General features: G+C 72.6%; 23 protein-coding genes. 13 read left to right on the top strand and 10 right to left on the bottom strand.

The features are described from left to right. Positions 1-179 precede the first annotated feature (179 nt). Entirely contained in the window at positions 180-953 is a 774-nt protein-coding gene (locus GEV28_RS20415; RefSeq protein ID WP_291413698.1) for an HAD family acid phosphatase, read from the top strand. Here the strand turns inward: GEV28_RS20415 and GEV28_RS20420 are convergent. Continuing rightward, the gene (locus tag GEV28_RS20420) at positions 919-1,434 is read right to left on the bottom strand and encodes a hypothetical protein (RefSeq protein WP_291413699.1); all 516 of its coding nucleotides are present in this window, start codon (positions 1,432-1,434) and stop codon (positions 919-921) included. The genes GEV28_RS20415 and GEV28_RS20420 overlap by 35 nt on opposite strands. Positions 1,435-1,587: 153 nt before the next feature. Between GEV28_RS20420 and GEV28_RS20425 the strand changes: the two genes are divergently transcribed. After that, complete coding sequence (locus GEV28_RS20425; protein ID WP_291413700.1) at positions 1,588-1,833, top strand: hypothetical protein; 246 nt, start codon at positions 1,588-1,590, stop codon at positions 1,831-1,833. 397 nt (positions 1,834-2,230) lie between these two features. On the opposite strand, the gene GEV28_RS20430 is transcribed toward GEV28_RS20425, so the two are convergent. Next, on the bottom strand, positions 2,231-3,475 hold the full coding sequence (locus GEV28_RS20430; RefSeq protein ID WP_291413701.1) for an amidase family protein: 1,245 nt from the start codon (positions 3,473-3,475) through the stop codon (positions 2,231-2,233). Between the two features lie 110 nt (positions 3,476-3,585). On the opposite strand from GEV28_RS20430, the gene GEV28_RS20435 reads away from it, so the two are divergent. Beyond that, entirely contained in the window at positions 3,586-4,188 is a 603-nt protein-coding gene (locus tag GEV28_RS20435; RefSeq protein WP_291413702.1) for a class I SAM-dependent methyltransferase, read from the top strand. A 3-nt stretch (positions 4,189-4,191) separates the two neighbouring features. On the opposite strand, the gene GEV28_RS20440 is transcribed toward GEV28_RS20435, so the two are convergent. Beyond that, positions 4,192-4,521: a sigma factor gene (locus tag GEV28_RS20440; protein ID WP_291413703.1), complete on the bottom strand. Its 330-nt coding sequence runs from the start codon at positions 4,519-4,521 to the stop codon at positions 4,192-4,194. A 25-nt stretch (positions 4,522-4,546) separates the two neighbouring features. Next, the gene (locus tag GEV28_RS20445) at positions 4,547-4,693 is read right to left on the bottom strand and encodes an NAD-dependent epimerase/dehydratase family protein (protein ID WP_291413704.1); all 147 of its coding nucleotides are present in this window, start codon (positions 4,691-4,693) and stop codon (positions 4,547-4,549) included. 148 nt (positions 4,694-4,841) lie between these two features. Between GEV28_RS20445 and GEV28_RS20450 the strand changes: the two genes are divergently transcribed. Both GEV28_RS20450 and GEV28_RS20455 read left to right on the top strand, forming a co-directional pair. Next, positions 4,842-5,840 (top strand): LacI family DNA-binding transcriptional regulator, encoded by a 999-nt coding sequence (locus GEV28_RS20450; protein WP_291413705.1) that lies wholly within the window; start codon positions 4,842-4,844, stop codon positions 5,838-5,840. Between the two features lie 56 nt (positions 5,841-5,896). Further along, the gene (locus tag GEV28_RS20455) at positions 5,897-6,847 is read left to right on the top strand and encodes a beta-L-arabinofuranosidase domain-containing protein (protein ID WP_291413706.1); all 951 of its coding nucleotides are present in this window, start codon (positions 5,897-5,899) and stop codon (positions 6,845-6,847) included. Positions 6,848-6,971: 124 nt separating this feature from the next. Here the strand turns inward: GEV28_RS20455 and GEV28_RS20460 are convergent, their stop codons facing one another. After that, entirely contained in the window at positions 6,972-7,196 is a 225-nt protein-coding gene (locus GEV28_RS20460) for a hypothetical protein (protein ID WP_291413707.1), read from the bottom strand. Positions 7,197-7,445: 249 nt separating this feature from the next. Between GEV28_RS20460 and GEV28_RS20465 the strand changes: the two genes are divergently transcribed. The 3 genes from GEV28_RS20465 to GEV28_RS20475 all read left to right on the top strand — a co-directional run bounded on the left by GEV28_RS20465 (position 7,446) and on the right by GEV28_RS20475 (position 13,408). Next, positions 7,446-8,663: a glycoside hydrolase family 76 protein gene (locus tag GEV28_RS20465; RefSeq protein WP_291413708.1), complete on the top strand. Its 1,218-nt coding sequence runs from the start codon at positions 7,446-7,448 to the stop codon at positions 8,661-8,663. A gap of 35 nt (positions 8,664-8,698) precedes the next feature. Next, a complete protein-coding gene (locus GEV28_RS20470; RefSeq protein ID WP_291413709.1) occupies positions 8,699-11,458 on the top strand; it encodes an AbfB domain-containing protein in 2,760 nt (919 codons plus the stop codon). Between the two features lie 135 nt (positions 11,459-11,593). Next, the gene (locus tag GEV28_RS20475; RefSeq protein WP_291413710.1) at positions 11,594-13,408 is read left to right on the top strand and encodes an ABC transporter ATP-binding protein; all 1,815 of its coding nucleotides are present in this window, start codon (positions 11,594-11,596) and stop codon (positions 13,406-13,408) included. A 7-nt stretch (positions 13,409-13,415) separates the two neighbouring features. On the opposite strand, the gene GEV28_RS20480 is transcribed toward GEV28_RS20475, so the two are convergent. Further along, entirely contained in the window at positions 13,416-13,724 is a 309-nt protein-coding gene (locus GEV28_RS20480) for a holin (protein ID WP_291413711.1), read from the bottom strand. Positions 13,725-14,193: 469 nt separating this feature from the next. Here GEV28_RS20480 and GEV28_RS20485 point away from each other — a divergent pair, with 469 nt between their 5' ends. The 4 genes from GEV28_RS20485 to GEV28_RS20500 all read left to right on the top strand — a co-directional run bounded on the left by GEV28_RS20485 (position 14,194) and on the right by GEV28_RS20500 (position 17,528). Beyond that, on the top strand, positions 14,194-15,321 hold the full coding sequence (locus tag GEV28_RS20485) for a hypothetical protein (protein ID WP_291413712.1): 1,128 nt from the start codon (positions 14,194-14,196) through the stop codon (positions 15,319-15,321). Beyond that, entirely contained in the window at positions 15,318-16,229 is a 912-nt protein-coding gene (locus tag GEV28_RS20490; protein WP_291413713.1) for an ABC transporter ATP-binding protein, read from the top strand. The genes GEV28_RS20485 and GEV28_RS20490 overlap by 4 nt, the downstream gene beginning before the upstream one ends. Beyond that, positions 16,226-17,053: an ABC transporter permease gene (locus GEV28_RS20495; RefSeq protein ID WP_291413714.1), complete on the top strand. Its 828-nt coding sequence runs from the start codon at positions 16,226-16,228 to the stop codon at positions 17,051-17,053. Before GEV28_RS20490 ends, GEV28_RS20495 begins: the two co-directional genes overlap by 4 nt. Positions 17,054-17,132: 79 nt before the next feature. Continuing rightward, entirely contained in the window at positions 17,133-17,528 is a 396-nt protein-coding gene (locus tag GEV28_RS20500) for a PPOX class F420-dependent oxidoreductase (protein WP_291413715.1), read from the top strand. 145 nt (positions 17,529-17,673) lie between these two features. Here GEV28_RS20500 and GEV28_RS20505 read toward each other — a convergent pair whose 3' ends face one another. The 4 genes from GEV28_RS20505 to GEV28_RS20520 form a co-directional block, all read right to left on the bottom strand. Then, positions 17,674-18,480 carry a lipase gene (locus GEV28_RS20505; RefSeq protein WP_291413716.1) on the bottom strand — a complete coding sequence of 269 codons (807 nt, stop codon included), beginning with the start codon at positions 18,478-18,480 and terminating at the stop codon, positions 17,674-17,676. A gap of 113 nt (positions 18,481-18,593) precedes the next feature. After that, on the bottom strand, positions 18,594-19,832 hold the full coding sequence (locus tag GEV28_RS20510; RefSeq protein WP_291413717.1) for a DUF6596 domain-containing protein: 1,239 nt from the start codon (positions 19,830-19,832) through the stop codon (positions 18,594-18,596). After that, positions 19,829-20,164: a YciI family protein gene (locus GEV28_RS20515; RefSeq protein WP_291413718.1), complete on the bottom strand. Its 336-nt coding sequence runs from the start codon at positions 20,162-20,164 to the stop codon at positions 19,829-19,831. Before GEV28_RS20515 ends, GEV28_RS20510 begins: the two co-directional genes overlap by 4 nt. Positions 20,165-20,177: 13 nt before the next feature. Beyond that, on the bottom strand, positions 20,178-20,804 hold the full coding sequence (locus tag GEV28_RS20520; RefSeq protein WP_291413719.1) for a dihydrofolate reductase family protein: 627 nt from the start codon (positions 20,802-20,804) through the stop codon (positions 20,178-20,180). Positions 20,805-20,989: 185 nt separating this feature from the next. Between GEV28_RS20520 and GEV28_RS20525 the strand changes: the two genes are divergently transcribed. After that, complete coding sequence (locus tag GEV28_RS20525) at positions 20,990-21,205, top strand: hypothetical protein (RefSeq protein ID WP_291413720.1); 216 nt, start codon at positions 20,990-20,992, stop codon at positions 21,203-21,205.

Below are 21,205 nucleotides of genomic sequence, written 5' to 3' on the forward strand. Positions count from 1 at the left end.
CTGCCGCTCATCCAAGTGCGGCAGGATCGTCCCGAACTTCGCCGCCAGGACCTGCTCATCGATCTCCACGACCATGGCCATACCAGAACCATGACAGAACAATCACGACATGTACAAGTTAATTTGAGACAATTCCTAAGGTCCCTGCGTCGCATGTCGAGTCGGGGCAGGAGTTGGGTATGAACCAGGTACGGATGTCCACTGTCGCCAAGGTGACCGGGGCCGTCGCGGTGGTCATGGTGTTGGCCGGCGGGTCCTACGCGGCCGGTGACTCGTCCACATCGGACGGTCACGGGTCGCGGGAGCCGGTCAACCTCGGGCAGGTCAAGAACGACGTCAAGGCCTACTACGGCGACGCCACGGACGCCGACCGGCACCACCACGCCTCGCCGGACAGCGACTGGGCGCGGGACACCGCGCGGCAGGTCGACCAGGCGCGCCGGGACCTCCGGCGCGCGCTCGACCACCACGTCGCGCACCCGGCGATCGTGCTCGACGTCGACGACACCTCCGAGCTCACCTACGGGCTCAACGCCGACAACGACTTCGGCTACGACCCGGTCGAGGCCGAGCACGCCATCAACACCGGGCAGTACCCGGCGATCGAACCCACCCTGCGGTTCGCCAACTGGGCCGCGCAGCGCGGGGCCCAGGTCTTCTTCGTCACCGGCCGCCCGGAGCACCAGCGCGCGGCGACGCTGAAGAACCTGGCCGACGAGGGCTACCCGGCGCCGGCCGACGCGTTCCTCAAGCCGGAGGGCACCGCGCCCGACTGGCTGCCGTGCGGGCTGACCTGCAGCACGATCGACTACAAGGCCAACACCAGGGCGCACATCGAGTCCGCGTACCGCGTGACCGTCGTGGTCAACATGGGCGACCAGTTCAGCGACCTGAAGGGCGGCCACGCCGAGCACCCGGTCAAGCTCCCCAACCCGATGTACTACCTGCCCTGACGGCCGCTCGGGCGGCGGAACGACGACCTGGTGCCGCGCAGGTACATGCAGACCACCGCGACGAGAACCACCGCCGTGTACGCCAGCGACGTCCGGCGCTGACGGCCACCCGCAGGTCGCCGAGCAGCGCGTCGGTCACGGCGGTCGAGACGAACACGGCGTAGGCGAGGGCGACCATGGCGACCAGGACGGACGCCGTGGCCACCCGGTCGATCGTCTCGTCCGTCGCCGCGGGGTCGCGGGTGGTGGCCAGCCGGGCGAACTCCACCCGCATCCGCTCGAGCTCGGTCGACGCCAGCGCCGCGGTCGCGCCGGCCAGCACGCTGCCCAGCAGCCAGCACCAGAACGACACCGCGACCACCCGCGGTCGGGGCAGGAGGTTGCGGACGAAGACGATCAGGTCACCGGCGTCGGTGACGAGGCCCGTGGCCCGCGCGGCCTCCACGGTGTCGGCGAGAGCGACCGGCCCGGTGTCGAGCAACGCGCAGAGCACCTCGGCGTCGAGCGGCGGCCCCCAGGGTCATCGCCTCGAGCGGGCCGTAGATCCGCGGGTCCAACGCCTCGAGCAGGTACCTGAGCCGCTCGGCGGGCCCGGGGAGACCGAGACGCGCTGCGGGCGGCGGAACCGGCCCGGGTGGCGGGGGTCGAACCGCCCGATGTCCAGCATCGCCTGGGTGACCAGGCCGACGAACATCGGCAGGCCGCCCGACTGCTCGTGCACCAGGGCGACGAGGGCGTCGGGCGGCGGGCACCCGACGCGGCGGGCGACATGCGCGGCGACCTCCTCCCGACCGAGGTGGGCGAGCACATCGGCGAGTGGTGCCGGGACACCTGGGCGCCGAGCGAGGAGAGCCCGTCCGGTCGCGGCCACGGACGGTAAGTAACCACCATGCGGATGTCGTCGGCCCGTGCCCGCTCCCGCAGGGCGGCGAGCGCGTCGGGGTCGAGCCGGTGTGCGTCGTCCACCAGCACCGGCAAGTCCGCCGGTCACCGCCGAGATGTCGCTGTCCCGGCCGATGTGCGGTGCCGCGACGCCCGCCCCTTCGTACGCGGCCGCGATGGCCTTGATCAGCAAGGACTTGCCTGTGCCCCCGGGTCCGACGATGGCCGCGGTCAGCGGTTCGTCCGGTCCCGCCGCGATCTGCCGGAGGATCCAGCCCGCCGCGGGCACGACCGGTTCGGCATGTGCCACGGGCGGTATGCGCACCACACCGGCCTCCCCTCCGTCGGGCGTGCCTCCCCCTTTGTCGGTTACCGAGCGTGGTCCATTACCCGGGTCAGCCGAGCAGCGGCGCCACCGCGGCGGCGACCGCGAGCAGCCGGTCGTCCCCGCCGTCCGGTACCGACAGGAGCACGCTGCCGCGCAGGCCGGCGTGCGGCAGCGCGCCGTGCGGCAGCGCGACACCGGGCAGCCCCAGGTAGCTCAGCAGCATCGTGGTGCGCAGGACGCGGCGGTTGACGGACTCCATCCGGTCCAGGTCGGCCAGCAGCGGGGCCACCGGCGGAGCGGGGTCGCGGACGGTCGGGCAGAGCAGGACCGCCCCGGCCAGCTCGCCGGCGAGGCGGCGGCGCAGCGGGCCGAGGGCGGCGCGCAGCACGGGCTCGCCGGCCGGGTCGTACCGGCTCAACCGCCGCAGCACCAGGGGGTCGATGCCGTCGGGACGGTCGAGCAGGTGACCGTAGCGCCGGACGGCCTCGGCGACGGCCAGCACGCCGTGCCGGTCCATCAGCCCCTGGGCCTCGATGAGCGCGGGCAGCGGCCGCCGCTCGACGTCCACTCCGGACTTCTCCAATGTGGACAGTGCGGACCGGAAGGTGGCGGCGATCTCGGGGGCGCAGTCCTCGACCAGCTCCCCGGCCGGCACGACCGCCCGGAACGGCTCGGCGGCGACCGGTCGGGCCGGCACCCCGCGCAGGGCCGCGTCCGCCGCCACGACGTGGGCCATGTCGCGGGCGAACACACCGACGCAGTCGAAGCTCGGGGACAGCGCCAGCATGCCGGTCCGGTCGTGGCGCGCCACGCTGGACCTGAACCCGACGAGCCCGCAGAACGCCGCCGGCACCCGGACCGAGCCGGACGTGTCGGTGCCGACCGCGAGGTCCACGATCCCGTCCGCGACGGCGACCGCCGAGCCGGACGAAGAGCCGCCGGGGACGCGGTCCGGCGCGAGCGGGTTGACCGGGTTGCCGAAGTGCGGGTTGAGCCCCAGCCCGGAGAACGCGAGCTCGCTCAGGTTGGTCTTGCCGAGGCACACCGCTCCTGCCGCCGCCAGGTTGGCCACCACCGGCGCGTCGGCCACGGCGACCGGCGCGTCCCGCCGGGTCGCGGATCCGTTCGTGCTCCGCGTCCCCTCGACGTCGAACAGGTCCTTCCACGCCACCGGCATCCCGTCGAGCGGGCCGAGTGGCTGCCGCCGTGCCGCGCTCGCCGCGGCTTCGCGCAGCGCGCGTTCCCCGGTCAGCGCGATGAACGCGCTGGACTCCCCCGCCCGCCGCAGGGCACTCCGCAGCTCACCCGGCACACCCGCTCCTTCCGGTCCGCTGTTGCTGTTTCGGCAACGAGGTTTGCCAGGATCGCACGGGCGTGGGCATGGTGGTCGGCACAAGCACCGTACGAGCCGAGGGGACCACCATGGACCAACAGTTCTGGGAGGACAAGTACCGCGAGCAGGACCAGCTGTGGAGCGGCGCGCCGAACGGGGTGCTCGTCGTCGAGGCGGCCGACCTGGCGCCGGGACGGGCGCTCGACCTCGGCTGCGGCGAGGGCGGGGACGCCATCTGGCTCGCCGAGCGCGGCTGGCTGGTCACCGCGGTCGACATCTCCCGCGTCGCGCTCGACCGGGCCGCGGTGCTCGGTGCGTCCGTGGCCGGCAAGGTCACCTGGACGCACGCCGACCTGACCGTCACCGCACCGCCCGCCGGTACGTTCGACCTCGTGGCCGCGCTGTACTTCCCGATCCCGCACCAGCCGGAGCACACCGCGCTCCTGCGCCTGCTGGCCGCGGTCGCCTCTGGCGGCACCCTGCTCGTCGGCGGCCACGACCTCGACGGCCACCAGCACCACCACGACGCCGCGTTCGACGCGTCCCAGTACTACGTGCCGGCCGAGATCGCCGAGCTCCTGGACGACAGCTGGACCGTCGTCACCAACGAGACCCGCCCGCGCACCTCGCCCGCCCCGCCCGGCTCCGGCCACATCGACGACGTCGTGCTCCGCGCCGTGCGCCGGCCCTGACGGTCAGCGGCCGCCGACGCGGTCGGACACGGACCCGAACACCCGCGCGGAGGTTGGGCGATGACTGAGCCGCTCCATCAGGTGCAGCGTCGCGTAGGACAGGGTGTCGCGCGGCTCGGCGGACTCGAGCGGCCCGAACGCGTCGTTCGCCACCGGCTCGGGCAGCCAGGGACCGGGGTAGGCCTCCCTGGTCACCCGGGCCGAGCGGAGCTGGTCGAGCGCGAGCCGGGACACGACGGTCACGAGGAACGCCCTGGGCTCGCGGATCTGCGACCGGTCGGTACGCAGCCAGCGCAGGTACGCCTCCTGGACCACGTCCTCGGCGTCCCACATGCTGCCGAGCGGTCCAGCGCGTCGGCTACCTGAGCCGTGGCACCCGTCCGCGCCAACTCGCCGACCCGGCCGAGGTCCGGACCAGCCCGACCACCTCGGGCCCGACGGCGGTGAGCAGCGGCACGAGGCGGCTGCCGATCACGCCGGTGGCTCCGGCGACGAGAACTCGCATGATCACCCCTTGGTCGCCCGCCCGGCGGGTTCCGGACGCGAAGGCTGGCATCAGGACGGGCGAGGCCGTCGCCGCGTGACCGGTCCGGCTGTGACCCGGGTCGCGGGAATGCTTTTACATCGTTGATACAACGTTGTAAATTTGACCGGTGGCCACGCTCAAGGACGTTGCGGACCTCGCCGGTGTGTCGGTGAAGACCGTGTCCAACGTGGTCAACGGCTACGACTTCGTGAAGCCGGAGAACCGGCGCCGGGTCGAGGACGCGCTCACCGCCACCGGGTACCGGCCCAACGTCGGGGCCCGCAACCTGCGCCGAGGGCGGACCGGCTTCATCGCGCTCGTCGTGCCGGAGCTCAGCATCCCGTACTTCGGCGAGCTCGCCGGTGGGATCATCGCGGCCGCGCAGCGGCACGACTGGAGCGTCCTGATCGAACAGACCCTGGGCGCGCGTGACCGGGAGCGGGACGCGGTGGGCGCGCTCGGGCCGCACATGGTCGACGGCGCGATCGTCAGCCCGCAGGCCATCGAGGCCGCGGACCTCGCGGGGATGGCACCCAGGGTGCCGGTGGTGCTGCTCGGCGAGCATCCCCTCGCGCTTCCGCTCGACCACGTGGGGATCGACAACGTCGACGCCGCGTACACCGCGGTCCGGCATCTGCTCGACATCGGGCGGCGCCGGATCGCGGCCATCGGGCAGCACCCCACCCGCGGCACGGCGACCCAGCGGCTCGCCGGGTACCGGCAGGCGCTCACCGAAGCCGGGCTGGCGGTGCGCCCGGAGCTGGTGGCGCCCGCGCTTCGATACCACTACAGCGACGGCGCCGAGGCGATGGCACGCCTGCTCGAGCTTCCCGAACCACCCGATGCGGTGTTCTGCTTCAACGACATGCTCGCGCTCGGCGCGATCCGGGCCGCGGCGGACGGGGGTCACCAAGTCCCGGACGACGTCGCGATCGTCGGGTTCGACAACGCCGAGCTCAGTGCCTACAGCCTTCCGTCGCTCACCACGATCGCTCCGGACAAGGCGGCACTCGCCCGGGCCGCGGTCGATCTCGTGCACCGCCGCGCGGGCATCTCGGAACAGTTCGCCCCCGAGGAGGTCCGCATCCCGTTCACCCTCGAGATCCGCGAGAGCACCACCGCATAACCGCCCCACCCAACAGAACAGCACCGCACCAGGCCCTCCCTGCACCTGGAGCAGACATGCCGGTACACCGTCGTACTGTCCTCAACGGCGGTGCGCTCGCCGCGAGCGCCGCCCTCCTCCCCCTGCGCGCCGCGGATGCCGCACCCGTGGCCGCCGGGTACCTCGCCAACCGGGCGCCGCTGCGGCCCGCGGCGTTCCTGCGGCTCCCGCCCGGCGCGGTCCGCGCCGAAGGATGGCTCGCCACCCAGCTCGACCGCCAGGTCGACGGGATCAACGGCCGCTACGAGCAGCTCTCCCACTTCCTGCGCTTCGACCGGACCGGGTGGGTCCACCCGGAGCTCGGTGGCTGGGAGGAGGTGCCGTACTGGCTGCGCGGCTTCGGCGACCTCGGCTACGTGACCGGCGACGCCCGCGTGCTGGCCGACACGCAGCGGTGGGTCGAGGCGGTGCTCGCCACCCAGGCGGCCGACGGGTTCTTCGGTCCCACGGCCCTGCGTGGCTCGCTGAACGGGCACGCGGACCTGTGGCCGCACATGCCGATGCTGCACGCGCTGCGGTCCTGGGCCAAGTACCACGGCGACACCCGGATGGACACCGCGCTCACCCGGTTCTTCGGCTTCATGGCCGGGCAACCGGACGCGGTGTTCGCCGACGGCCGGGGCGCGACCCGGTGGGGCGACACGGTCGACGTCGTCTGCTGGCTGTACAACCGGACCGGCGACGCGACCCTGCTCGACCTCGTCCACCGCATCCACCGGTACTCCGCGAACTGGGCCGGCACCGTCGCGAGCCCGCACAACGTCAACATCGCGCAGGGCTTCCGGGAGCCCGCCCAGTACTGGGTGCTATCCGGGGACGACGCGCACCGGGCCGCGAGCTACCGCAGGTACGACGAGATCATGGCGGCGTACGGCCAGTTTCCCGGCGGCGGGTTCGCCGGCGACGAGAACGCCAGGCCCGGGTTCGACGACACCGGCACGGCCGATCACCTCTGGAGGCTCCTGTGATCGGGGCACTCGTCCTCGCGCTCGTGGCAGGCACCGCGACACCCGCGGCACCGGTCGAACCGAGCACGCCCATGGCGGTCGTGTGCTTCCTGTCCTGCGACACGCTCGACCCGTCCCTCGCCGGTCAGGAGGCGTTCCCGGTGCCCGAGAAGAACATCAACGGCCGCCGGCTCGTGCTGCACGTGTCCGATGTGGACGGCATGGCGTGGGGCAGCATCGACGACGGCACCACCGGCGACGCGGTCTGGCTCGACCGCTCCTGGGACGGCGGCGTCACCTGGGAGGGGTTGCTGGGCAAGGCGGGCATCCCCGGCACGTGGACCGGCACGCGCACGCTCCTGTACAACATCTCCGATCCTCGCGGGCACCGCCGGGGCCTCCTCCGCGCCTGCGGCGACGCGAGCGGCGTGGCGTGCACCGAATGGGTCTACCCGGTCGTGTGCGACGTCCGTTGCGACGGCACCGACGCCGGCCAGGCGAACGGGGACGTCCAGCCGGTCCCGGCCAGCACGCTCTCCGGCCGCACGATCCGCCTGCACGTGGACCAGGACGCGGTGGCCTGGGCCGGCATCGAGGCGGGCGGTCAGGGCGACGAGGTGTGGCTCGACCGCTCCTGGGACGCGGGCGCGAGCTGGCCCGGCGGCTCCTCGCTCGGCCGGACCTCGGTGGCCGCCGGCGCGAGCGCGACCCGGACCGCGATGTTCGCCACCCGCGACCCGCGCGGCCGCCACTACGGCGGTGCCGTCCGGGCCTGCGGCCGGGCCGCACCCGGCCAGCAGGCAGCTGCACGGCGTGGGCGCGGCCACCGGCGCCGGACCGGGCCGCGGCGGCCGCCGACGCGCTCATGTACTCCTACGACCCGTACCCCGGCTGGTGGCCGAGCAGCTGGTGGAACTCGGCGGCCACGCTCACCGCGCTCATCGAGTACGCCACCCGCACCGGCGACCGGCGCTACGACTGGGTCATCGCCAGGACCTTCGACCGGAACAAGGGCACGTTCCCCGCCGGGGAGCGCGGCACCGACCCGATCGAGGGCGACTTCGTCAGCCGGGCCGTCGACGACAGCGCCTGGTGGGGCCTGGCCTGGGTGGCCGCCTTCGACCACACGGGCGACCCGCGCTACCTGGCGATGGCGACCACGATCGCCGGCTACGTGCACCAGTTCTGGGACCCGGGCACGTGTGGCGGCGGGGTCTGGTGGGACCGGGAACGCACGTACAAGAACGCCGTCACCAGCGGCCTGTACCTGCGCCTCACCGCGTCGGTGCACCGGCGCACCCCGGGCGACACGCTCTGGCTCGGCCGGGCCCGGGCGGCCGCCGACTGGTACCTGGCCAGCGGCATGGTCAACGCCGCGAACCTGGTGAACGACGGGCTCACCCGGGACTGCCGCAACAACGGCCAGCCGGTGTGGACCTACAACCAGGGCCTGGCGATCGGCGGCCTCGTCGAGACCTGGCGCGCCACCGGCGAGACCCGCCTGCTCGACGCGGCGAAGCGGCTGGCGGACGCGGGCACCACGAGCCCGGTGCTCACCAGCGACGGTGTGCTCACCGAACGCTGCGACGTCGGCCAGAACGCGTGTGACGACAACCAGAAGCAGTTCAAGGGCATCTTCAGCCGCTACCTCGCGGACCTCGCCGCGGCGACCGGCTCGCCCGCCTACCAGGGCTTCGCCCAGCGGCAGGCCGACTCGGTCTGGGCCCGCGACCGGGACCCGCTCAACCGCCTCGGCCAGCGCTGGGCGGGCGGCAGCCCCAACCAGCTCGACTGGCGCACCCAGGCCAGTGGCCTCGGCGCGCTCACCGCTGTCTGACACCCCGCACCCCGCACCCCGCACAGGAGCTCCTCATGTCCCTCTCGAAGTTCAGACGGATACTCGGCGCCGCAACGGGTCTCCTCATCGCCGCCACCACCGTCGTGGCCGTCGCGCCGGTCGCGGACGCGGCCGTCTGGCAACCCAAGGTCCCGCCGCTGAGCACGCCGTGGACGAGCCAGGTCTCCCCCACCAACGCCCTGCCCGAGTACCCGCGCCCGCAGCTGGTCCGGTCGGACTGGCAGAACCTCAACGGGGTGTGGGAGTTCACCGGCGCGCCGAACATCGACTCGCCACCGGTCGGGCAGACGCTGCCCGAGGGCGTGCTCGTGCCGTACCCGATCGAGTCGGCCCTCTCCGGGATCCAGCGCCACGAGGACAGCATGTTCTACCGGCGCACCTTCACTGTACCGTCCACATGGGACGGTCGCGGGGTGATGCTGAACTTCGGCGCGGTCACCTGGGAGACGCGGGTCTGGGTGAACGGCACCCAGGTCGGCACGCACACCGGCGGCTACGACGCGTTCTCCTTCGACATCACCGCCGCGCTGCGGGCCGGCGACAACGAGATCATCGTGGGCGCGCACTCCCCCATCGACGGCAGCACGTTCCCGATCGGCAAGCAGCGCCGCGATCCCAGCGGGATCTGGTACACGGCGTCGTCGGGCATCTGGCAGACCGTCTGGCTGGAACCGGTGGCCACCGCGCACATCACCCGGCTGGACACGACACCCGACGTGCCGGGCGGGGCGCTCGACCTGGTCGTGCAAGGGACGTCCGGCCAGGCCGTCCGCGCGGAGGTGCTCACCGGCGGCACGGTCGTCGGTTCGGTGTCCGGCACGGTCGGCGCGCACCTGCGGATCCCTGTGCCGAACGCGCGGCTGTGGTCGCCGAGCGACCCGTTCCTCTACGACCTGCGGGTGACGATGACCGGCAGCGGTGACGACCAAGTGACCGGGTACTTCGGCATGCGCTCGCTCGGCAAGGCGGTCGTCGGCGGCGTGATGCGCCCGCTGCTCAACGGGAAGTTCGTGTTCCAGCTGGGCACGCTCGACCAGGGCTTCTGGCCGGACGGGACCTACACCGCGCCGACCGACGAGGCGCTGCGCTTCGACCTCGAGCGGCAGAAGGCGCTGGGCTTCAACATGGTCCGCAAGCACATCAAGGTCGAGCCGGCGCGCTGGTTCTACTGGGCGGACCGGCTCGGCCTGATGGTGTGGCAGGACATGCCCGCGCTGGACGCGGTCGACGACGTGCCGGCCCGCGCGCACGCGAACTACGAGTCGGAGCTCACCCGGATCGTCAACCAGCTCAAGGGGATCACCTCGATCGTGCAGTGGGTGCCGTTCAACGAGGGCTGGGGCGAGTACGACAACGCACGCATCGTCGACCTGGTGCGGTCCCTGGACCCGACCCGGCTGGTCAACCACAACTCGGGGTCGAACTGCTGCGTGTCCGACCCCAGCCCCACCAACGGCGACGTGATCGACGACCACGCCTACCAGATGTCGACCGGAACCCGCCTGCCCGACGCCACCCGGGTCGCGGTGCTCGGCGAGTACGGTGGCCTCGGCCGGCGCGTCGAGGGGCACGAGTGGGAGCCGGGCGCCGGGTTCGCCTACGGGGACCTGTATCCGGACGAGACCTCGCTGACGACCCGGTACGTGGCGATCACCGAGGAGGTCGGCCGGTTCGTGCAGACCCGCGGGCTGTCCGCGTCGGTGTACACCGAGCCCTACGATCTGGAGAACGAGGTCAACGGCTTCTACACCTACGACCGGCGGGTGCTGAAGATGACCGCGTCCCGGGTCCTGGCGGTGAACCAGCGGGTGCTCGCCCAGGCCTCGGGCACCGAGGTCGGCCGGGGCGAGCCGGTGTCGCTGCGGGTGACCACACCCGGCTACACCGACCGGTACCTGCGCCACCGGGACAGCCTGGCCCGCACCGACGTCTCCGACGGGTCGGACCTGCTCCGCAAGGACGCCACGTTCTGGGCGCGGCCGGGGCTCGCGGACGCGGTATGCCTGTCGTTCGAGTCGCGCAACTACCCGGGCAGGTTCCTCCGGCACTCGTCGTCCCGGGTGCGAATCGACCAGAACGACGGCTCGGCGGGCTTCGCGGGTGACGCGACGTTCTGCGCCCGCGCGGGTTCCGGCGCGACCGCGCTGGAGTCCTACAACCTGCCCGGGTCGTTCGTCCGGCACTACAACGAGGCCGTATACGTGGCGCGGCAGGGCGGCCCGAACCCGTGGGACACGGCGACGGGCTTCGCCGCCGACACCACGTGGGCCGCGGTCGTCCCGTTGTGGCGCAGCGGCTCCGACCTCCCGCTGAACGCGGCCCGGTCGTTCCGCGTGACGACCCCGGGCTTCACCAACCGCTACCTGCGCCACCGCGACGGCCTGGCCCGCACCGACGTGGTGACCGCGACGAGCACCGCCCTCCTGAAGGGCGACGCGACCTTCGTCGTGCGCAGGGGCCTCGCCGACCCGAGCTGCTACTCGCTGGAGTCCCGCAACATCCCGGGGACCTACCTGCGTCATCAGGCGTTCCGGGTCCGCCTCGCGGCCAGTGCCAACACGGACCTGTTCCGCCTCGACGCGACGTTCTGCGCACAGCCCGGCGCGACCACCGGCACCGTCCGGCTGGCCTCGATCAACGAGCTGGGCACGAACGTCCGGCACTACGCGGAGGAGGTCTGGGTCTCCTCGAACGGCGGCGCCCACCCCTACGACAACCCGACCTCCTACCCGAACGACGTCAGCTGGGCGGTGAGCGCCGCCTGGACCCCCTGACTCGCGGGTCCTGGGCGTTGGACTCGCGGGTCCGGAGCGTTGGACTCGCGGCGATATTCGATCGCCGTGGGCCGGGGTCCTCCGGCAGCATGAGGCGGACAAGCCGCTCGGTGCCGCGACAAAGGGGGAACCGCCGTGTCCGCACGCAAGACGGCGGTGATGCTCGCGCTGCGCTACTACCGGCGCGAGCTGCTGCGCCGCAAGCGGGTGGCGCTGCCCGCGTTGTTGTTGCCCGCGTTGGGAAACATCTGCCTGCTCTACGTCGCGCCGCTGGTCGTCGCCAACCTCGCGGGCCGTCTCACCGACGGCGCGGAGGTCGGCGTCGCGACGGTGCTGCCCGCCGTGCTCGGCTTCGCCGGGCTGATGCTGCTGGCCGAGGGGTTGTGGCGGGCCGGCGTGCACTGTCTCAACCGGACGGACGGGCGCGGGATCGAGAACCTTTACGTGCTCGGCATGAACGAGCTGCTCGCCAAGGACGCCGCGTTCTTCCACGACAACTTCGCCGGCTCGCTGACCAAACGCGTGCTGAGCTTCGCCTCCCGGTTCGAGGCGTTCGTCGACACGTTCGCGTTCGACGTCGTCGCCAGCATCGTTCCGCTGGCCTTCGCGTCGGTCGTGCTGTGGCGCTACGACCCGCTTCTCGTCGTCGTCCTGATCAGCCTGATCGCGGTCACCGGGTTGGTTGTCGCGCCGCTCGTCCGGCGCCGGCAGGCGCTGGTCAACCAGCGCGAGGCCGCCATCGCGCGGGTCTCCGGACACGTCGCCGACAGCCTGATGAACATGGCGACCGTGCGCGCCTTCGCCGCCGAGGACCGCGAGGCCGCCGAACACCGCACCCGGGTCGCCGAGCAGCGCCGGCTCTCCATCCGCTCCTGGGACTACGCCAACCTCCGCATCGACACGGTGGTCGCCCCACTGTCCGTGCTCACCAACGCGCTCGGCCTGCTGCTCGCCGTCGGCCTCGGTGGTGGCCGGCTCGGCGTGGAGGCGCTCATCGTGACGTTCGCGTACTTCTCCAGCGCGACCCGGATCATGTTCGAGTTCAACCAGATCTACCGGCGGCTGGAGAGCTCGCTCACCGAGGCCGCCCAGTTCACCGAACTGCTGCTCACCCCGCCGACCGTGCTCGACCCGGCCGCGCCGGAGCCGTTGCGGACGACCGCGGCGGACGTCCGGTTCGAGCAGGTGCGCTTCGCCCACGCCGGCGCGCCCACCCTGTTCGCCGGCCTGGACCTGGTGGTCCCGAGCGGCACCAAGGTCGGCCTCGTCGGCCGCTCCGGCGGCGGGAAGAGCACGCTCACCCAGCTGCTGCTGCGGATGATGGACATCCAGTCGGGCGCGATCCGCATCGGCGGTCAGGACATCACCCGGCTGCGCCAGGCCGACCTGCGCAGCCTGATCGCCTACGTCCCCCAGGAACCGGCCATGTTCCACCGGACCCTGCGCGAGAACATCGCGTTCGCCCGGCCGGACGCCACCGCCGCCGAGATCCTCCAGGCCGCCGAGGCGGCGCACGTCACCGAGTTCGCCGAGACCATGCCCGAGGGATTCGAGACCCTCGTCGGCGAACGCGGCGTCAAGCTGTCCGGCGGCCAGCGCCAGCGCGTCGCCCTCGCCCGCGCGATCCTGCGCGACGCCCCGATCCTGCTGCTCGACGAGGCGACCAGCGCGCTGGACTCGGAGAGCGAGATCCTGATCCAGCGGGCGTTGTGGCGGATCATGAACGGCCGCACCGCGCTGGTGGTGGCGCACCGGCTGAGCACGGTCGCGCGCATGGACCAGCTCGTCGTGCTCGACCACGGCGGGATCGTCGAGCAGGGCACCCACGAGGAGCTGCTCCGGCGCGAGGGCGTCTACGCCAGGCTCTGGCAGCACCAGTCCGGCGGCTTCCTCGACGACGCAACGCCCGTCCGACTCCCGGCCGACGCCCGCAGCACCGTCGGCACCTGAGCCCTGGTCACCGACCCCGGAGAGACGGTTGCGCGGCCGCGGGTCGGGCCTCGCGTGGTTGGGTGGCCTGGGTCAGCGCCGAGGCCGTGCCGTTCGGGTTGGTGAAGTCGCTCGTGATCGAGGTCAGCACCGAGAACACTGCCGCCATGCCGGCCGCGGCGAGGCCGCCGAACCAGTCCGTGTCGAGGAGTCCGGTTCCGTCGGCGACGAGCACCGAGGCCAGCACCTGCGCCGCCGTCCGCACGGCGCGCTCGATCGCGTCCTTCCAGAAGGCGAGTGTCCACAGTGCACCAGTGGCTCGCGGCTGGGTGGTCATGTCGTTCCCCCTGTCGTGTCTGCCTGCGATGTGGGGCCGGGCGAACCGGCCCTACCAAACAAGTGGCCCGCGAGCGCGTGGTGATACGTCCGATATCCGGCGACCGCGAGATCGTGATCCCGGCAGGCCCCCGCGAGTCCAACCCCCAGAACCCGCGAGTCCAACACCCAGGACCCGCGAGTCCAACACCCAGGACCCGCGAGTCCAACGCTGGTGACGGGTCAAGGTTCAGGGTCGGTGAGTTCTACGTTCGGGGCGGTGGGTGGTGGGCGGACTCGCGGGTCGCGGGCGTTGGACTCGCGACTTACCTGAGCCCCTGGTGATCCCGGCGGCCGGGGATGTTCGCAGGTCGTAATGGGCCGAAGGGGGCGCCGGGGCCTCGGGTTGGCGTACAAATGGCCAGGAAAGGGCCGAGGACGACGGTGCCACTCGCCTTCCGGGCGGGTGCCGACCGGACGGGTGGGTGGGTTTGTCGGTTGTTCGGCGCGGGACGGTTCGGTCCTGGGCGCTCGTCGTGGCGGTCGCGGTCGTCGCGGTGCTGGCGCCGCAGGTGCCTCGCTGGCTGCCCGGGTCAGCCGCCTCGGTCTCTCCCGACCTGCTCCGGGCAGGAGTCCTCGGGTCGGGGTCGCAGGCGCATCAGGGCTTGGTCGAGATCAACGGTTCGCTGAAGCTGCCCGAGCTGCCTCGGGCGCGCGACTTGACCTCGCTGCTCACCGGCACCACCCGGGTCCGCACGTGGTACGAGTCGCCGTCGCGGTGGCGGTTCGACGTCGTCTCCGCGGTCGGCGAGCGCGACGTGTACGGCACCCCCGACGGGGAGCTCACCTGGGACTACGGCGCAAACCTGCTCACCCGCGTCGTCGGCACGCCGCCGGTGCGGCTGCCCCGCGCCGGTGACCTGCTGCCGCCGGACCTGGCCAGGCGGGTGCTGTCGGCCGCCGAGGACGACCCGGTGAGCGCGCTGCCCGCCCGGCGGGTCGCGGGCCGCGAGGTGCCGGGGCTGCGGCTGACGCCGAGCGACCCGGCCACCACAATCGGGCACATGGACATGTGGGTCGATCCGGGCATCGGGCTGCCGGTCGCGGTGGAGGTCAGCGCCCGCGGCGTCGACCGGCCGGTGCTGGTCAGCCGCTTCCTCGAGCTGAGCGCCACCCCGCCCGGCGCCGACGTGCTCACGCCGAAGCAGTCGCGGGGCAGCGGGCTCAGCATCATGGCGGCACCCGACGTCGACGAGTGGCTCGGCGCACTCGGTCGCGGCCGGTCGCCGGCCCGGCTGGCGGGCCGGGAGCTGCGCGAGGCCGACGTGAGTGGGGTGCGCGGGGTCGGGGTGTACGGGACGGGACTGTCCGCGTTCGTCGCGTTGCCGGTGCCGCGGGACATCGGCGCCGGGGCTGCGGAGGCGGTCGTCAACGCCGGCGGCACGCGCGAGGAACTGCCGCGCGGCGAGGCGCTCCACCTGTCCATCGCGCCGTTGTCGGTCGTGGTGGTCCGCTCGGAGTTCGCCCGCCGGTGGTACCTGCTGGCCGGTTTGACGACGACCGACGTCCTGCTCGAGGCCGCGGGCGAGCTGGCGCTGCTGTCCAGGACCCGCCGATGATCGTCACCCGGGAGCTCACCAAGCGGTACGGCCGGGTGGTCGCGGTGAACGCGGTCGACCTGGACGTCCGGGAGGGTGACCGGTACGGGTTCCTGGGGCCCAACGGATCCGGCAAGACGACACTGGTGCGCCTGCTGCTCGGGCTGGTCTACGCGACCAGCGGCGAGATCGAGGTGCTGGGCGAGCGCATCCCGGCGCGGGCGGCGGCCGTGCTCCCGGCGATCGGCTCGCTGGTCGAAGGACCCGCGGCCTACCCGCACCTGTCCGGCCGGCGGAACCTGGCGCTGCTCGACGCCGCCGGGCCGGGTGGCCGCGGGCGCACCCGCAAGCGCCGGATCGAGGACGCGCTCGAGCAGGTGGGGCTGGCCGGCGTGGACCGCCGCCCGGTGCGGGCCTACTCGCTCGGCATGCGGCAGCGGCTCGGGTTGGCCGCCGCCCTGCTGCGCCGACCCAGGCTGCTGATCCTGGACGAGCCGACCAACGGCCTGGACCCGCGCGGCATCCGGGAGGTCCGCGACCTGCTGACCACCCTGAACGAGGCCGGCACCACGGTGTTCATGTCCAGCCACCTGCTCTCCGAGGTGGAGCAGCTGTGCACCAGGGTCGGCATCGTCGACCGCGGCCGGCTGGTGCTTCAGGACGATCTCGCGAACCTGCGGGCGCCCACCGGCCACATCCTGGTGCGGAGCCCGGACGCCACCCGGATCTCGATGCTGCTGGACGGGCAGGTCGTCGAACGCGACGGCGAGCGGCTGGTGATCCGGCACCCCGACGCCGCCGAGCTCAACGCGATGCTCGTGCGCGAGGGCGTGCGGGTGTCGGCCATCGGCGAGCAACGCAGGTCGTTGGAGGAGGTCGTGCTGGACGTGACCGGGCACGGCAGCGACCGGATGGGACGCACGCCGTGATCGCCGTCGAGCTGCGCAAGCTGGTGCTGCGGCCACGCGTGTGGCTCTCCATCCTCCTGCTGTGCGCGGTGCCCGCACTCGTGGCGATCCTGCTGTCGGTGTCCGACCTGGCGCCGCCACCCGGTCAGGGCGGCGCGTTCCTGTCCGCCGTACTGGACAACGGCTCGCTCTACCCGGCCGCGGCGCTGGCGATGGTGCTGCCGGTGTTCCTCCCGCTGGCCGTCGCCGTGTACGCGGGCGACGCGATCGCGGGCGAGGCGGCCACCGGCACGCTGCGCTACCTGCTGGTGCGCCCGGTGGGGCGGCCGCGGCTGCTGTCCGCCAAGCTGGTCGCGCTCGGCGTGTACATCATGTTGGCCGTGCTGGTCGTGGTGGTCAGCTCGCTGGCGATCGGGGTGCTGCTGTTCGGCACCGGCGCCGAGGCGGTCGGGCAACCGGGTGCGGTCACGTCCCTGTCCGGCGCCACGCTGGAGCCGGCCGAGCTGGCGGTGCGGCTGCTGGCCGCGGTCGGCTACATCGTGGTGTCGATGCTCGGCTTCGGCACCATCGCGCTGTTCTTCTCCACGCTCTCCGACTCCGCACTCGGCGCGGCACTCGCGTCGCTGGCCGTGCTCATCGCAAGCTCGATCCTGCAGACCCTGGACGCGGCCGACCCGATCAAGCCTTACCTGCCGACCAACTACTGGCTGTCCTGGATCGACTTCTTCCGCGACCCGATCCTGTGGCACAACATCGACCGGGGCCTGCTCCTGCAGGCCGGCTACGTCATCGTGTTCTTCGGCGCGTCCTGGGCCAACTTCGGCACCAAGGACATCACGAGCTGACCCGGTCCCGGGGAAGACATCGGTATCCGCCCGTGTTCTGCCTGTGCAGTGAGCCCAGGATCGGGTAGACGAGGGAGCGGTGTCAGTGGAGTTCGACAAGGGGACGCGGGAGCTGCTGGACGGGAAGAACTTCGCCACCGTCGCCACCATCGGCCGGGACGGCGGGCCGCAAACCTCGGTGGTCTGGGTGGCGAGGGACGGAGACGCGGTGCTGTTCTCCACCACCGCGGGGCGTCAGAAGGCGCGGAACCTCGCCCAGGATCCACGGGTCAGCCTCACCGTCTTCGACACCGGGAACCCGTACCGTTCCGTGGACATCCGAGGCACCGCCGAGCTGATCGAGGACCGGGAGAGGTCGCTGCCCAGCAGGCTCTCGCAGAAGTACCTGGGCGAGGAGCCGCCGGCCGAGCCGGACGACGCACTCCGGCTGATCGTCCGGGTGACGCCGCGGAAGGTCACCGGCTTCTCGGTCTGAGACCCGCGGCCGCACCTGGTGTGCACCCTCGGCGGGCTGCCCATCGCGCTCGCGCTGGCCGGCGCGAAAGCCGACGAACAGACCACCGACCGACACAACCAAATCACGTACCGCATACGACCACGGACCCCTCGGAACACGTCATCTAGCCGGCCCCCTCGGCGCGCAGCCGCGCGCACTCGCCCGCGCCCGGCGAGGTCAGCGGGTCGGTGCCCAACGCGCGCAGCACGAGCCCGGTGACCAGCGGGTCGACCGGCAGCTGCGAGTGCTCCACCACGGCGTCGGGGCACACCTGCTGCAGCGCCACGTTCACCGCGTCGGTCAGCCGCGCGGAGTCGGGTGGGATCACCGTCCGGTCGTTCTCGGTCCAGACCGACAGCCACGGCAGCGGCACCGGCTGCCCGTCGAGCTCGGTCAGCAACGCGCTGCCGGGGCTGAGCTGCTGGCAGGCGACCGGGCACGCGTCGGGGACCAGCACGCCCCCGGCGGTGGCGATGCGCGACCCGTGCAGCGGCGCGCCCAGGGTGACCACCCGGCGGGCGATCGGGGCGCCGTCCCCGGCAACCCACAGGCGCGCCACGACACCGCCCGCCGAGTAGCCGATCACGTCCACCGACGGCGCTCCCGCCGCCACCGCGTCGGCGGCGGCCCGGTCCAGCACCCGCACCTGGGCGCGCAGGTCGCCGGTCCCGTCCCCGGGCAGGGTCAGCACCTCCGCGCTCCGCCCGGCCCTCCGCAACCGGTCGGCCAAAGTGGACAGTGCGGCCCGGGAGCCGCCGTAGCCGGGCACCAGCAGCACCGGTCCTGGCCGGTCCCGCGCGGGCGCACCCGCGTCGCCCCGGTCGCCCGCGACCCGGACACCCACGACGACGCCACCGAGGACGACCACGACCGCCACGACCACGACCAGCCCACGTCGCCGCGCGCTGAGACCGATCCACCACTCGCGCACCTACTCATCACCTCCGGCCCAGCCGGAACCGGCCCGACCCGACAAACCCCACCGAACAACCCCCGAACACCACCACAACCCACCCCCACGCGGCGGGCCGCGGACACCTCTCCCTACTCATCGTCCCCGACGCGACCGATGCCCGTCTCGGTGCGGCGAGCTGTGCGGAAGGCGCGCTCGGCATCGTTGGTGGACAGGGTGAGCGCCCGGTCGTACGCCGCGGCGGCGTCGGCGGCACGGCCCAGCCTGCGCAAGAGGTCGGCCTTGATCGCGGGCAGGTACCGGTAGCCGGCGAGCCGGCCGTCCGCCTCGAGAGCCTCGACCTCGGCCAGCGCGGCCGCCGGCCCGTCGACCATCGCGACCGCGACGGCCCGGTTCAGCGCGACCACCGGCGACGGCCAGGTCGCCATCAGCTCGTCGTAGAGCACCAGGATCTGGGTCCAGTCCGTCTCGGCGTAGGTCGGTGCGGTGGCATGCAGCGCCGCGATGGCGGCCTGCAGCGCGAACCGGCCGGGGTCGCCACCGCGAAGCGCGCCCGGGACCAGGGCGTGTGCCTCGGCGATGGCCTCCGGGTCCCAGGCCGACCGGTCCTGCTCGGCCAGCACCAGCAGGCGCCCGCCCGGGTCGGTCCGGGTGGCCCGCCGGGCGTGGTTGGCCAGCAGCAGAGCCAGCAGCCAACGCACCTCGCGCTCGTCCGGCATCAGGTCGCACAGCATGTGGGCCAGGTCGAGCGCGTGCTCGGCGAGGTCCGCCCTGGTCAGCGCGGGTCCCGCGGGCGCGGTGTGACCGGTGGTGAAGAGCAGGTGGATCGTCGTGAGGGCCGCGTCCAGCCGGTCCGGCAGGTCGCTCGGCGCGGGCATCCGGAAGGGGATCCGCGCCGCCGCTGTCTTCTTCTTCGCGCGGGTGATCCTGGCCGCCATGGTGGTCTCGGAGACCAGGAACGCCGCCGCGATGTCCGCGGTCGGCACGCCGCACACCAGCCGTAGCGTGAGCGCCACCTGCGCCTCGACGGAAAGCGCCGGGTGGCAGCACAGGAAGACCAGCCGCAGCCGGTCGTCGCGGGCCACCGGGTCGGGCGCGAGCTCCGACTCCACCAGCAGGTGCAGCTTGGACCGCAGGGTTCCGGCCCTGCGCAGGGCGTCCAGGGCGTTGTGCCGGGCGGCGGTGGTCAGCCACGCTCCGGGCCTGGCCGGTACGCCGCGGCGGGTCCACTCGTCGAGCGCGTCGGCGTAGGCGTCCTGCACGCATTCCTCGGCCAGGTCCAGGTCGCGGGTGACGCGCACCGTCGCGGCGAGCACGATGGCCCACTCGCGGCGGTGCGCGTCGGCGACAGCCCGCGCGACCGTGCTCACCCGTCGAGCAGCGGCCGCACCTCGACGGCGCCGTCCATGATCGGGAGCAGCTTGCCGATGGCGACCGCCTGGTCCAGGTCCGTGGTCTCCACGACGAAGAACCCGGCGATCACCTCCTTGCTCTCGATGAACGGGCCGTCGGTGACCAGGCCGTTCTTGTGGATCGTCCGCGTGGTCGCGCTGGGCCGCAGTGCCTGCTCGTGCACGACCCGCGCACCCATCGCGGCGATCTTCTCCCCCGCGCGGAGGTTGGCCTCCATCACGTCGGGCGGGATGTCGGCCACGCCGCCGGGGGTTTCCTTCTCGTAGATCAGGATCGCGTACTGCGGCATCGTTCCTCCGTTCTCACCAGTTCCCGGTCTCCGGGCCCATCGCACCGTATTCGACCTTGCCGTCCCGCGCGTACCTGCTGATGACGACGCCGGTGGCCGACGCCGTCGTGTCGACCAGCGACAAGCCGACCGGGACGGTGCCCGCCGCGAAGAGCCGCTTGCCGGAGCCGATGAGCACCGGGAAGACCAGCAGGTGGAACTCGTCGACGAGGTCGTGCTCGACGAGCGTCTGGACCAGCCCGCCGCTGCCGTGGACCTGGATCTCGCCTCCCTCGCCCCGCTTCAGCTCGCCGACCGCCTCGGCCACGTCGCCGGTGAGCAGCGTGGAGTTCCGCCACGACACCGTGTCCAGCGTCCGCGACGCGACATACTTGCGCATGCCGTTGAGCTTCGCCCCGATCGGGTCGTCGGCTCCGGCGAGCGGCCAGGTGGCGGCGAAGATGTCGTAGGTCCTGCGGCCGAGCAGGAGCGCGTCGGCCCTGCCGGTCAGCGTGGCCATCAGCCCGATGAGGTGCTGGCCGAAGTGGGGCACCGCCCAGCCACCGTGCTCGAACCCGCCGTCGCGGTCCTCGTCGGCGCCGCCCGGCGCCTGCATGACCCCGTCCAGGGACACGAACGTGGTCACCGTCAGATGTCGCATGGCGTTCCTTCACTCCTACGGCGTCCTGGTGACGCCCTCACCACCTACGGCGAACGAGACGGTCCCGGATCGACAACTCCGCGCGGCGAACCGGGAACATCGGGAGTCGAGCGGAAACGCTGATTTCCCACACCTGTTCGGGATCCGGGTCTGGCACAATTTCGCTGACGTGACAAAGTCAGGTTATGCGCAGCGACGTGCCGGATTTGCTGAGGCGCTGGTTGGGTGAGGACGCGCGGATCGTGGACGCCCTTTCCGACCAGGAGCTGGAGGAGTTGCACAGCGCGTTGGTCGCCGCGAGGAAGAGCCAGGCGAGGGCCTTGGCGTCGGCGTCGGACGAGGCGCTGCGCCAGATGCCGGCACTGGTGCGCGGCGGCGTCGGCAAGATTCTGGGGCGTTGA

The organism is Actinophytocola sp. (genome assembly GCF_009379765.1).
Lineage (GTDB): Bacteria > Actinomycetota > Actinomycetes > Mycobacteriales > Pseudonocardiaceae > Actinophytocola.